The organism is Nocardioides pyridinolyticus (assembly GCF_054653575.1).
The window spans coordinates 57,916-70,272 of sequence record NZ_BAAIFY010000023.1; the positions used below are offsets into that span (position 1 = coordinate 57,916).

Annotated in this window: 11 protein-coding genes; 9 read left to right on the forward strand and 2 right to left on the reverse strand. The window is 71.4% G+C overall.

All coding sequences use genetic code 11. The features are described 5' to 3' along the window. Positions 1–2 precede the first annotated feature (2 nt). The 8 genes from ACYQ0U_RS17815 to ACYQ0U_RS17850 are packed head-to-tail and all read left to right on the forward strand — an operon-like array spanning position 3 to position 7,767. The gene (locus ACYQ0U_RS17815; protein WP_459975224.1) at positions 3–1,361 is read left to right on the forward strand and encodes an acetyl-CoA carboxylase biotin carboxylase subunit; all 1,359 of its coding nucleotides are present in this window, start codon (positions 3–5) and stop codon (positions 1,359–1,361) included. After that, on the forward strand, positions 1,358–2,245 hold the full coding sequence (locus ACYQ0U_RS17820; RefSeq protein ID WP_459975225.1) for a 5-oxoprolinase subunit B family protein: 888 nt from the start codon (positions 1,358–1,360) through the stop codon (positions 2,243–2,245). The genes ACYQ0U_RS17815 and ACYQ0U_RS17820 overlap by 4 nt, the downstream gene beginning before the upstream one ends. Further along, positions 2,235–3,200, forward strand: coding sequence for a 5-oxoprolinase subunit C family protein (locus ACYQ0U_RS17825; protein ID WP_459975226.1), 966 nt, complete (start codon positions 2,235–2,237; stop codon positions 3,198–3,200). The genes ACYQ0U_RS17820 and ACYQ0U_RS17825 overlap by 11 nt, the downstream gene beginning before the upstream one ends. 12 nt (positions 3,201–3,212) lie before the next feature. Next, positions 3,213–3,686, forward strand: coding sequence for a RidA family protein (locus ACYQ0U_RS17830; protein WP_459975227.1), 474 nt, complete (start codon positions 3,213–3,215; stop codon positions 3,684–3,686). Further along, on the forward strand, positions 3,683–4,534 hold the full coding sequence (locus ACYQ0U_RS17835; RefSeq protein WP_459975228.1) for an FAD binding domain-containing protein: 852 nt from the start codon (positions 3,683–3,685) through the stop codon (positions 4,532–4,534). The genes ACYQ0U_RS17830 and ACYQ0U_RS17835 overlap by 4 nt, the downstream gene beginning before the upstream one ends. 50 nt (positions 4,535–4,584) lie before the next feature. Beyond that, on the forward strand, positions 4,585–5,076 hold the full coding sequence (locus ACYQ0U_RS17840) for a (2Fe-2S)-binding protein (protein WP_459975229.1): 492 nt from the start codon (positions 4,585–4,587) through the stop codon (positions 5,074–5,076). Continuing rightward, positions 5,073–7,475 (forward strand): xanthine dehydrogenase family protein molybdopterin-binding subunit, encoded by a 2,403-nt coding sequence (locus tag ACYQ0U_RS17845; RefSeq protein WP_459975230.1) that lies wholly within the window; start codon positions 5,073–5,075, stop codon positions 7,473–7,475. The genes ACYQ0U_RS17840 and ACYQ0U_RS17845 overlap by 4 nt, the downstream gene beginning before the upstream one ends. Further along, positions 7,468–7,767 (forward strand): cupin domain-containing protein, encoded by a 300-nt coding sequence (locus tag ACYQ0U_RS17850; protein ID WP_459975234.1) that lies wholly within the window; start codon positions 7,468–7,470, stop codon positions 7,765–7,767. The genes ACYQ0U_RS17845 and ACYQ0U_RS17850 overlap by 8 nt, the downstream gene beginning before the upstream one ends. Here the strand turns inward: ACYQ0U_RS17850 and ACYQ0U_RS17855 are convergent. Continuing rightward, entirely contained in the window at positions 7,758–7,955 is a 198-nt protein-coding gene (locus ACYQ0U_RS17855) for a tautomerase family protein (RefSeq protein WP_459975231.1), read from the reverse strand. The genes ACYQ0U_RS17850 and ACYQ0U_RS17855 overlap by 10 nt on opposite strands. Positions 7,956–8,385: 430 nt before the next feature. After that, complete coding sequence (locus ACYQ0U_RS17860; RefSeq protein ID WP_459975232.1) at positions 8,386–10,899, reverse strand: hybrid sensor histidine kinase/response regulator; 2,514 nt, start codon at positions 10,897–10,899, stop codon at positions 8,386–8,388. A gap of 290 nt (positions 10,900–11,189) precedes the next feature. Between ACYQ0U_RS17860 and ACYQ0U_RS17865 the strand changes: the two genes are divergently transcribed. After that, the gene (locus ACYQ0U_RS17865; protein ID WP_459975233.1) at positions 11,190–12,164 is read left to right on the forward strand and encodes a hypothetical protein; all 975 of its coding nucleotides are present in this window, start codon (positions 11,190–11,192) and stop codon (positions 12,162–12,164) included. Positions 12,165–12,357: the final 193 nt, after the last annotated feature.

Consider the following 12,357-nt stretch of genomic DNA (forward strand, 5'->3'; position numbering starts at 1 on the left):
CCATGCGGAAGGTACTGATCGCCAACCGCGGCGAGATCGCGGTCCGCATTGCCCGAGCCGCTCGGGAGCTCGACATCGCCTCCGTTGCCGTGTGCAGCGAGGCCGATGCCGCTGCGGTGCACGTTCGGCAGGCCGACGAGCACGTCGTGGTGGGGCCGGCGGTCGCGAGCCAGAGCTACCTGAACGTCGACGCGCTGCTCGCAGCGGTCGAGGAGTCCGGGGCGGACGCCGTCCATCCCGGCTACGGGTTCCTCTCCGAGAACGCCGAGTTCGCGGAGCGCGTCATCGCTGCAGGGGTCACCTGGGTCGGCCCCTCCCCGGAGGCCATCAAGATGATGGGTGACAAGGCGCAGGCACGCCTGACCGCACAACAGGCCGGAGTCGCCACCGTGCCCGGATCGGACGGCCCCGTCCGCACCATCGAGGCGGCACAGGAGGCCGCGCTGGCAGTGGGCTTCCCCGTCGCGGTCAAGGCCGCGGCCGGCGGTGGCGGGCGCGGCATCCGGATCGTGCAGAACCCCCAGGAGCTCGCCGAGCAGCTGCCGGTCGCCCAGGCCGAGGCCGAGGCCGCCTTCGGCAGCGGCGACGTCTACGTCGAGCGGTTCGTGCCGCACGCTCGTCACATCGAGGTGCAGATCTTCGGTGACGGTGAGCACTTCGTCCACCTCGGCGAGCGTGACTGCTCGATGCAGCGTCGCCGGCAGAAGGTCATCGAGGAGGCCGGCGCCCCGGGCCTTCCCGAGGACGTCCGTGAGGGACTGACGACGGCGGCCGTCCGGCTTGCCGAGGTCGTGCGCTACACCGGCGCGGGAACCGTCGAGTTCCTCTACGACCCCGACAGCCGGGAGTACTACTTCATCGAGATGAACACCCGGATCCAGGTGGAGCATCCCGTCACGGAGATGGTCACGGGCCGTGACCTGGTCCAGGAGCAGCTGCTCGTGGCGGCCGGCAAGCCGCTCTCGTTCAGCCAGCAGGACGTCGTCTCCCGGGGCCACGCCATCGAGGTGCGCCTCAACGCCGAGAACCCGGACTGGGGGTTCATGCCCAGCCCGGGCCGACTTGCGGTCTTCCGGATGCCGGGCGGGCCGTTCGTGCGCATCGACTCCGGCTACGAGGCGGGGAGCGAGGTCACGCCGTTCTACGACTCGATGCTCGCCAAGATCGTCGTCTGGGGATCGAACCGCGACGAGGCGGTGGCGCGTCTGCGTCGTGCGCTCGACGAGGTGGAGGTCCGCGGAGTCGAGACCACGGTCGGCTTCCTGCAGCGGGTCCTGGACCTCCCGGAGTTCCGCTCGGGCGCCTACCACACCACGTTCCTGGAGGGCTGGATGGCCGCTCAGGAGAAGGAGGGATCGTGACCCAGCGCCAGAGCCGATATTCATGGGGTGCCGACGAGCACCTCGTCGTCCAGGTGTCGGAGGAGATGAGCCTCGAGGCGAACTTCACCGCGATGGCGATGAGCCAGGGCCTGACCGCCCGCGGGCTCGACGGCATCGTCGACATCTGTCCCTCGAACGCCTCGCTGCTGATCAGGTTCGACCCCGAGGTGCTGGACCCCGGCACGCTCGAGGCGACGGTGCGGGACGTCGAGCGCGCGGTCTCCGCCGATCCGCGTCTCAGCCTGGAGACCCGGATCTTCGAGGTCCCGGTGTGGTACGACGACCCGTTCACCAACGAGACCGGCGCCCGGTTCCGTGACCGCCACCAGCGGCCCGAGGGCAACGATCTCGAGTTCGCTGCGCTCGAGAACGACCTGGAGTCGGTCGACGCGTTCATCGAGGCGCACTCGGCCTCACCGTGGATCACCTCGATGGTCGGCTTCGTGGCCGGGCTGCCCTTCATGTTCCAGATGGTGGAGCGCGAGCGGCAGCTGGAGGTCCCGAAGTACGTGCGGCCGCGGACCGACACCCCGGCTCTCACGGTCGGCCACGGAGGCTGCTTCGCCTGCATCTACTCCGTCCGTGGTGCGGGCGGCTACCAGATGTTCGGGCTGACGCCGGCGCCGATCTTCGACCCGGAGCAGCGCCTGCCGGATTTCGAGGACTTCATGGTCTTCTTCCGCCCCGGCGACATCGTGAAGTTCCGACCGATCGACGAGGCCGAGTACACGTCGATCAGGGCCGAGGTCGAGGCCGGTACGTACCGGTTCAAGCAGGCCCCGGTGCAGTTCGTCCTCGACGACTTCCTCGCCGACCCCGACGGCTACAACGCAGGACTGCTGGAGGCTCTCCGTGGCAATTGAGATCATCGAACCAGGGCTCGGCACGAGCATCCAGGACCGCGGTCGTCCGGGGTTCTACAACGTCGGCATCCCGCCGTCGGGCGCCGTCGACCAGGCGTCCGCGCTGGCGGCGAACCTGCTGGTCGGCAACGATCCCGGCGCGCCGCTGCTCGAGTCGCCGTACATGGGGCCGCGCCTGCGCTTCACCGAGGAGTCGGTGATCGCGGTGACGGGCGCGACCATGCAGGTCAAGGTCAACGGCGAACCCGCCCCGCAGTGGGAGTCGTTCGTCGTGCGCGCCGGCGACGAGGTCTCCTTCGGCTTCCTCGAGGCCGGTGCCCGGGTGTACGTCGCGGTCGCGGGCGGCCTCGACGTGCCGGCGGTGCTCGGCAGCCGGTCCACCTACACGGTGGGCGGGTTCGGCGGCCACGAGGGCCGGACCCTTCAGGCCGGTGACGTGATCGCGACCGGGCGCGGCAACGGCACGCCGGGTCGGGTCGTGCCCGAGCACCTTCGCCCGGTGCACTCCCGCGACGTCGAGGTCCGGGTCGTGCTGGGCCTGTACGACTACCGGCTGACTCAGCCGGGCCTGGACCGGTTCCTCGACTCGGTGTGGACGCTCACCCCGGTCGCGGACCGGATGGGCTTCCGCTACAGCGGTCCCGCGTTGGAGTGGGAGGAGCGGGTCCAGCCGTTCGGCGCGGGGTCCGACCCGTCCAACATCGTCGACGCCGGCTACCCGATCGGCTCCATCCAGGTGCCGGGCGGCGTGGAGCCGATCATCTTGCACCGTGACGCGGTCTCGGGCGGCGGCTACGCCATGGTCGCCACCGTCATCAGCGTCGACCTGGACCTGGTCGGCCAGTGCTCGCCGGGCGCGCGCACGCAGTTCCGCGCGGTCAGCCTCGAGGACGCCGTCGCCGCCCGGTACGAAGCCCGCGAGCGTGTGCAGCAGCTGCGCGCGCTGCTCGGGTAAGGGAGGTTCGGCGTGGAGAGCCAGGACTCCCCGTCGCGGCGGCTGGCGGAGCTGGGCATCGAGCTCCCTCCGCCGCCGTCGCCCGTCGGGTCGTACGTTCCCGCTGTCCGGCAGGGCGACACCATCCGCACGACCGGGCAGCTCGCCTTCGTCGACGGGGCGCTGGTCGCCACCGGAACGGTCGGGGTCGACGTGGACGTGGCGACCGCCGCGCGTGCTGCGCGGGCCGCGGCGCTCAACGCGGTCTCCGCCGCGGCCTCCCTGGCCGGCGGGATCGACCGGATCACGCGGGTCCTCGGTCTGACCGGTCACATCGCCTGTCCGGCGGGCTTCACCGACCATCCCGCGGTGATGAACGGTGCGAGCGATGTGCTGCTGGAGGTGTTCGGGGAGGCGGGCCGTCACGTGCGGACGAACGTCGGCTCGTCGGCCCTGCCGCTGGGCAGTCCGGTGGAGATCGAGCTGCTCGTGGAGTGCGCACCGTGAACGCGCTCCTCTCGGCGGCCGAGCTGCACCGGCCCAGCACGGTCGAGGAGGCGCTCGGGCTGCTCGGCTCGATCGACGGCTCCCGTCCGCTGGCCGGGGCGACCTGGTTGCTGCGCGCGCCGCTGCGGGGTGACGAGGCTGCGTCGGCCTATGTAGCGATCGACGCGATCCCTGAGCTCGGGACCGTGACGGTGGGGGACCACGAGATCATGGTCGGCGCCGCGGTCACGCACGCCGAGCTCGCGACGTCCCTCCGTGACATCCCCGAGGTGCGTGTGTTGCGCCAAGCCGCGGCCGGGTCGGCGAACCCGGCGGTTCGTGAGATGGCGACCGTGGGCGGCAACCTGTGCACAGCGGAGTTTCCGGCGGCAGATCTCGTGCCGGCGCTCCTCGCTCTTGACGGCCTCGTCGTCCTCGAGGGTCCTGACGGCTCCGAACGGGTCGCGGTCGAGCAGTTCCTCGACCGCAGGTCCAGCCTGGGCTCCGTCCTGGTGACCGGCGTCGCGGTGCCCCGCCGGCCCGTGCGCTCTGCGCACGCGCGGCTGACGCTGCGTGCGGCCGGCGACTACCCCGTGGCCATCGTCAGCGTCGCGGTCGTCCTCGATGGCAGCGGCCGGATCGACGAGGCCCGGGTGGCACTGGGCTCGGTGGGGCAGGTGCCCCAGCGGTGGCCCGAGGTCGAGCGGGAGCTCGCCGGCGCGGTGCCCGAGTCCGAGGAGGCGCTCGCCGCGGCACGACGGAACGTCGACGTGCTTCCCGCCCGCGATGGGGTCGAGGCGCCGGCCTGGTACCGCCGTGACGTCGTGCCCGCTCTCCTCGCCAAGGCCCTCGCCGACGCCGTGCACTGACGGGACGAGTCCCGTCCCGGATACCTGACCACTCGAGGAGTTGGAGCACTGTGAGCACAGAGCTGAGCATCAACGGGGAGCGTCACGCCGTCGACGTCCCACCCCTGACCCCCTTGGTGACCGTCCTGCGCGAGCACCTCGCCCTCACCGGCACGAAGGCGGCCTGCCACGAGGGTTTCTGCGGCTCGTGCACCGTCCTGGTGGACGACAGGCCTGCGGTCTCCTGCCTGCTTCCCGTGGCGCTGGCCGGCGGGCGCGAGGTGCGGACCGTGGAGTCGCTGGCGCGGGGCAACGAGTCGCTGTCCCCGGTCCAGCAGGCGTTCAAGGACGCCGACGTCGTCCAGTGCGGGATGTGCTTCCCCGGACTGCTCATGACGCTGACCGCGCTGGTGGAGCAGGGACAGCCCGTGGACGACTCAGAACTGCGCCGCGCGCTGGTGGGCAACATCTGCCGATGCACCGGGTACGAGCAGATCCTCGCCGCGGCTCACGAGGCACTCGCCAGCATGGGCCTGAGCGTCGGCAGCGGGGCACCGGCATGAGCGGCACGATCGGTGCCGACGTCCCACGACGCGACTCCGAGGACAAGCTGCGCGGCCGCACCCGCTACACCGTGGACCTCATGAAGCCGGGGCTGCTCCACGCCGCCGTGCGCAGGTCGGAGGTGGCCGCCGCACGGATCCTGCGGATCGACGCCGGCCCGGCCCGGCGGATGCCGGGCGTCCGCGCGGTCGTGACCGCGGAGGACGCTCCGGGGCGGTACGGGATCGGTGTCGCCGACCATCCGCTCCTGGCCTCCGATGTGGTCCGGTACGTCGGTGAGCCGCTGGCCGCCGTGGCCGCCGACACCGCCGAGCAGGCCGAGGCCGCGGCGGCCGCTGTCGTGGTCGAGCTGGAGACCCTGCCACCGCACCTCACCATGGCGCAGGCCCTGGCGCCTGGTGCGCGGCTGGTCCACGAGGACTGGCAGGACTACCAGGTCCTCGTCGAAGGCGGGGAGCGCGGGGGGAACGTGGCGTGGGAGGCCACGGTGGTCCGGGGCGACACCGACGACGCGTTCGCCCGCGACGACGTCGTGGTGGTGGAGAGCACCTTCGCGTCGGGTCGGCAGAACCAGGCGCCGCTCGAGCCTCGCGCCTGCGTCGCCACCTACGAGGACGGCCGGTTCGTCCTCGAGACGTCCACCCAGGTGCCCTGGTCGGTGCGGCAGGCCACCGCGGAGCTGCTCGGCGTCCGACCGTCGGACGTGCGGGTCCTCGTGCCTCCGGTGGGAGGCGGCTTCGGCGGGAAGTTCGAGTGGGCGCTGGAGCCGTTCGCAGCGCTGCTGTCCCGCGCCAGCGGCCGGCCGGTGCGCATCGCCAACTCGCGTCAGGAGGAGATGCAGACGGCGCTGTCCCGCGAGAACGCCGAGATCCGGATCCGCTCCGCGGTGACCCGGGACGGCGAGATCGTCGGACGCGAGGCGGTGGTGCTGATGGATTGCGGTGCGTACGGGGGCGAGCAGCCCTTCCTCACCACGATGACGGCGCACACGCTCGGCGGCAACTACCGGTTGGGATCGGTCCGACTGGTCAGTCGTGCTGTGTACACCAACACCCCGCCGACGGGGGCCTTCCGAGCCTGCAACGGCACCTACAACACGTTCGCCCTGGAGAGGCACACCGACGAGATCTGCGACGCGCTCGGCATGGACCGCTTGGAGTTCCGCAAGCGCAACGTCCTGGGCGACGGCGACCTGGGATCCACCGGCCAGGTGTTCGAGGGCGACGTCCTGCGACCGATGCTGGAGCGCATGAGGTCGCTGCAGGAGCGCTCGGTGGTCCCCTCGTCGGCGGATGGCCGTCTTCGTGGGCGCGCCACCGTGGTGGGTTCGTGGTTCGTCTTCGTCGGACCGTCTGCGGCCACGGTCAACGTCAACCCTGACGGGAGCGTGACCCTGGTGACCGCCGGCGTCGAGATCGGCAGTGGCTCGACCATGCAGGCGATCCCGCAGATCGTCGCCGACTCGTTCGGGATAGCGCCGAGCGACGTGGTGGTCCGCGCGGCCGACACCGACGCCGCCGGGTACGACGTCGGCGTGGGCGGCGGCCGGACCACGGTGTCCCTGGGTGCTGCGAGCCAGGCGGCCTGCGAGGACGCCAAGCGCAAGCTCCTGGTGGTGGCGGCCGATCTGCTGGAGACCTCGGTGGAGGACCTGACACTCGCCGACGGCGCCGTCTCTGTCCGAGGTGTACCGACCGCGTCGGTCACGCTCGCACAGGTCGCGGCCCGGGCGCAGGATCTGGGAGGACCCATCTCGGGAAGCGGGTCGTTCACCGGTCGAGGCACAGCGTCGATGCCCGGGTGCGCGGCGGGCCACATGATCGACGCGTTGGACATCCCGATCTTCGCCGTCCACGACTGCGAGGTGGCGGTGGACCCGGCGACCGGGAAGGTGGAGGTCCTCGCCTACCGCGTCGTCCAGGACGTGGGCCGCGCGGTCAACCCGCGCGCGATCCGCGGTCAGATCCAGGGGGGCGTCGTGCAGGGCCTCGGCTACGCGCTGCACGAGGAGGTGACGATCGCCGCGGACGGCTCGATCGCGCAGCGCGGTCTCGAGACCTACCGGTTGCCGCTGGCGACCGACGTGGTCGAGGTCGCGGTGGACCTCTACGAGGGCGCGCCGTCGTTCGGTCCCCTCGGGGCGAAGGGGGCGGGTGAGATCCCGATCCTGAACGTCGCAGCGGCCGTTGCCTGCGCGGTGAGCGACGCGACCGGTCGCGACGTACGGCAGATCCCCCTGACGCCGCCCCGGGTCCTGGGCCTGTTGAAGGGCCGGGACGAAGGCCCTGACCTGGGTCACGTTCCGAGCTCGTGGCGCGACAGCGTGCTGGCCCGGCCTGAGGACCTGCTGGCCGCCGCGGGGGTGGTGACGCGCCGAGGAGCCGACGGTGATGTCTGACCGGGGCACCGCCTCGGTGCAGGTCAGCGGTGACCGCGTGCGCGTGACCCGCTGGGACCTGCCACCGGGATCCGGCACCGGTCCGCACCGGCACGAGCACGACTACGTCGTCGTGCCCGTGCTCGCGGGCCGGATGGAGGCCGTCGCCCAGAACGGGGCGGTGCAGGTCCGCGAGCTCGTCCCAGGAGAGAGCTACGCGCGGCCTGCGGGCGTGGAGCACGACGTGCGGAACGCCGGCGAGACGCTGCTCAGCTTCGTCGAGGTCGAGCTGCTGGAGCCGGCTCAGTCGTAGGGGTACTCGTCGACGAACAAGGTGCCGGCGCGTCCCCAGTTCTCCCGGGTCACCTCGTTGAACATGACGGTGATCGTCTCGGGCCGGCACTCGGCGATGCGCACCAACTCTCGGGTGATCACCTCGGTGATCTCCCGCTTCTGCTCGAGGCTGCGACCAGGGAACAGGTCAATGCGTACCAGTGGCATGGCGACGATGCTAGTGGGAGCTCGGAGGTGGCGACGCCCCGGTCTGAACGGTGAGCCCAGGGCCGCTGGCGGCTCGCGGAGCGCCGGACCTCCAGATTGCCGCAAGGCTTGGCCACGCGGGGTACGGATCGGGCCGCCACGGTCTACCGTCGGACCAGACTCCCGCTGGTGGACCCGAGAACGCCGGCGGGAGTCGCCCTCGCCGGACACCACTCCGGATGATCCTCATCCGCGTAGGGTGACCGGCGTGGGCCTCGTGAGGCGGTGAGGTCCGCCCCGAACACGTGGCGAAGTCCCATCACGGGCGTCACCAAGAAGGTCCGGGACTCGGCATGCGCGCGGTGCTGCGTGCTTGCTCAGTCCCTCGACGGCGGACTGCCGTCGAGGACGACGAAGTCGGCGGAGTCGCCCTCGGCGAGCGCATGGACGCTCACCGGACCGGCACCCAGCGGTCGAGAGCGTCGGCGACGGCTTCCCGGGAGATGGGCTTGGAGATGTAGTCGTCCATGCCGGCGGCGAGGCACCGCTCCCGGTCGCCATCGATGGCGTTCGCGGTCATCGCGATGATCGGTGTCCGACGCCCGCCGGCCTCACGGCGACGGATCTCGGCGGTGGCCTGGTAACCGTCCATGCGGGGCATCTGCACGTCCATGAGCACCGCGTCGTACGCCGTCCGGGCGAGCGCGTCGAGCGCGTGGATGCCGTCGTCGGCGACGTCGACGGTGTACCCCAGGTGCTCGAGCATGCCGGTGGCGACCAACTGGTTGATCTCGGCGTCCTCGACCACCAGGATCCGTCCACGGCCCCGGGGCGCCGGATCGGGGGGTGTCGCCGGACGCTCGCGGTCACCGGCGACGAGAGTCTCCAGGGCTGCCTGGAGCCGCGAGAGGTGCACGGGCTTGGTCAGGCTGGCGGCGATCCCCGCGGCGCGGGCCTCCGCCTGGCCGACGTCGGGGCCGGAGGTGAGCAGCACCAGCCCGGTCGAGGCCAGGTGTGGGGTCCCCGAGATGCGTCGGGCGAGCTCGAGCCCGTCCATCGCGGGCATGCAGAGGTCCAGGACGGCGAGGTCGAAGGGCCGGCCCTCGCGCGTGGCCGCGTCGAGCAGCGAGAGTGCGCGGGCGCCGCTGTCGACCGTTTCGACCGACATCCCCCAGGCGGAGAGCTGGTCGTCGAGGATGACCCGGTTGGTCTGGTTGTCGTCGACGACGAGCACCCGCAGCCCGGTCAGCACTTCGGTCTCCCGGGGTCGCCGCACCGCGGGGTCGACCGCGAGCCCGAACGGGAGCGTGACCCAGAAGGTGCTGCCGCGCCCGAGCCGGCTGTCGAGCCCGATCGTGCCGCCCATGGCGGTCACCAGCTGGCGGCAGATGGCCAGCCCGAGCCCCGTGCCGCCGTACCTGCGGGTGGTGGAGGAGTCGACCTGGGAGAACGCCTCGAACAGCCGTGACCGGTCCTCCTCCGCGATCCCGATGCCGGTGTCGGTCACCTCGAACCGCACGATCACCCCCGCCTCCGTCTGCTCCTCCAGATGGGCGCGCACGACCACCTCGCCGGACGCGGTGAACTTCACGGCGTTGCCGACGAGGTTGAGCAGCACCTGACGCAGCCGCGACGGGTCCCCTCGCAGGCCCGGCGGCAGCTGGGGGGAGCAGTACGCGAGGAGCTCCAGCCGCTTCTCCTGCGCCGCATCCGCGACGAGCTCGGCGACCTCCTCGACGACCTGGACCAGGTCGAAGTCGATCGTCTCCAGCTCGAGCCGGCCCGCCTCGACCTTCGAGAAGTCGAGGATCTCGTTGATGATGGTGAGCAGGTTGTCGCCCGCGCTGCCCAGACCCCGCGCGTACTGCCGCTGACGCTCGTCCAGGTCGGTGGTCAGCAACAGCCCGGTGAGGCCGATGATGCCGTTCATCGGGGTGCGGATCTCGTGGCTCACCGTGGCGAGGAACGCCGACTTGGCCTGGGAGCCGGCCAGGGCCAGGTCGCGTGCCTCGGCGAGTTCCGCGCGGGCCCGGCTCTCCGACTTCAGAAGGCCGGCGGTGCGGAGGAACGCGAGGACCGCCAGGATCGTCATCCCGATCACGGCCGGCACCGCGTGGACGTGGCGACCCAGCACGTAGTTGAGCAGCAGGAGGCCCGGAGGGACGAGCAGCGGCACGATGGCGATCCCGAGCCTCCACAGGGACGAGCCCGTCTCGACCTCGTCCCTGGCGCCCTGGGTGTCGAGGCCCGGCGCGGCCGGGCGCCATGCAGCCGTCGCCATGAGGACGCCGCCACCCAGCCACGCCAGGTCGAGGAGGGCCGACGTCGTGGCGAGACCGGCCAGCCCTGGATAGCCGAGGTTGGCGAGCAGCCAACACGCGATGCCGACGGCGAAGGGCAGGCCCAGCGCCGTCCGGGCGCGACGCGAGGACAAGGCCCGGAAGACCAGGGCGAGCAGAACGACGTCCGCGATCGGGTACGCCGCTTGCACCAGGCTGCTGAACGAGGAGCCGGACGCGTGAGTCACGACGTCGTGGATCGACACAGTCCAGATCGCGAGGAAGCTGACCACCGCGACGGTCAGCGCATCGACCACGGCGTCGACGCGGACCCCGCCGCCGTGCCGCAACAAGGCTGCCAGGACGGCACCGCCCAGCCCCACGTAGCTGCCGAGGTGGAAGGCGTCGCTGAGCGACATCTGCTCCTCATGGGAGTTCGACGTCGTCCAGGCCAGCTGGCTGAACGCGGACGCCGTGAGGCCGAGCGCGACCAGAGCGCGGATCAGCCGGTCTCCCGGGACGGCGCGGGCTGTTCCCAGCCAGGCCGCGACGGGTGCGGCCCAGAGGACGATGTGATGCAGCGTGTCCCCGACGAGGTTGCCGGGGCGCAGGAGCTGGACGACCACGGCGACAACCGCCAACGTCGCCAGGGCGACGAACAGTTGACACGATCGGGTCGAGCGCACACCAACCTCCTCGGGGGAGGGGCAAGCCTAGCGGCTGGCGGTTCGGTACCGGACCTGCGTTGATTCGACAGAGGGCGCATCCGGCGTCGGCGTCCGCCGGCTCCCGGCATGCCGGTCGACGATCTCGGTCGCGTGGGTGAAGAAAGACCACCGCAACCCTCATCCCGGCGCCGGCCGCCGCCGATGAGTCGTCACGAGAGGGAGCGACCCGCTCCGGCCGAACGACCCGGTGTCGAGCGGTACCAATGCATCGGAGCCAGCCGAGCTGGCCCGCCCTGAGAGGAACCAGCATGACACGATCGAACGTGGGCGCGCGCGCCGTTGCGGCCGTCACCGGCACGGTCTTCGCCTTGAGCTTTCCGGCGGCCTCCGCCCTCAGCTCGGCGCACGCCGCCACCGGTGATCGGGACGGGGACGGGATCCCGAGCCGCTGGGAACGCGCCCACGGGATGAACCCCCGCAACGCTGCCGACGCGAAGGGCGACTTCGACCGCGACGCGCTCACCAACCTGGCCGAGTACCGGGCCAAGACCCTGATCCGCGACGAGGACAGCGACAACGACGGCCACGACGACGGCGACGAGGTCACGGACGGCCTCCGCGGCACCGACGTCCACCGCGCCGACACCGACGGAGACGGCATCCTCGACGGCGACGAGGACACCGACCGCGACGGCATCGACGACGAGGACGAGGACGACTCCCGCGAGGCGTGTGCCAGCGATGACGACGACCGGGACTCCGATGACGTCTCCGACGAGGACGAGAACGAGCTCGGCACCCTGGTGCGGGTCGCGGACACCGACGGCAACGGCGTCACCGATGGTGACGAGGACGCCGACGAGGACGGCGAGGCCAACGAGGACGAGGACGACGGCGACCTGGACCGGTGCGACGGCGACCTCGATGGCGACGGAGAGCCCGACGAGGACGACGAAGACCTCTTCGGCACGATCGTCTCCTTCGACGAGGCCACCAACACCCTGACCCTGGAGTCCGTCGGCGGATACACCCTGAGCCTGGAGGTCACCGAGGACACCGAGATCGAGATCGAGGGCGACCCGGTGCCCGGCACCGACACCGCCTCGGAGGAGTCCGACGAGGACTCCGAGGACTCCGAGGACTCCGAGGACTCCGAGGAGGAGGGCGAGGAGCAGGAGGACCGCGAGGGCACCACCGCCGACCTCGTGCCCGGCGCCCACGTCGCCGAGATCGAGATCGACGACGAGACCGGCGCACTCGAGGAGATCACCCTCTACGCCTGACCCGCTTGCCGTCGGGGCCGAGATCCTGCGACTGGCCCCGCTGGCAGGTACCTCACGATCGGCCCCGCCGTCTCGCTCCCGGGTGGCGGGGCTGCCGAGTCGCCGCGAGTGGACCTGCTGTCCGACGGAAGGCTCACGGTGTCTTCTCGGGCGAGCCTGGTCAATAGGCACACGCCCGCGACAGCTGTCGCTT

Bases quoted from the DNA above. Each gene is read 5' to 3' on its own strand.
- ACYQ0U_RS17815 (WP_459975224.1), top strand. From the start codon at position 3: ATGCGGAAGGTACTGATCGCCAACCGCGGCGAGATCGCGGTCCGCATT.
- ACYQ0U_RS17845 (WP_459975230.1), top strand. From the start codon at position 5,073: ATGAGCGGCACGATCGGTGCCGACGTCCCACGACGCGACTCCGAGGAC.
- ACYQ0U_RS17850 (WP_459975234.1), top strand. From the start codon at position 7,468: ATGTCTGACCGGGGCACCGCCTCGGTGCAGGTCAGCGGTGACCGCGTG.
- ACYQ0U_RS17855 (WP_459975231.1), bottom strand. From the start codon at position 7,955: ATGCCACTGGTACGCATTGACCTGTTCCCTGGTCGCAGCCTCGAGCAG.
- ACYQ0U_RS17865 (WP_459975233.1), top strand. From the start codon at position 11,190: ATGACACGATCGAACGTGGGCGCGCGCGCCGTTGCGGCCGTCACCGGC.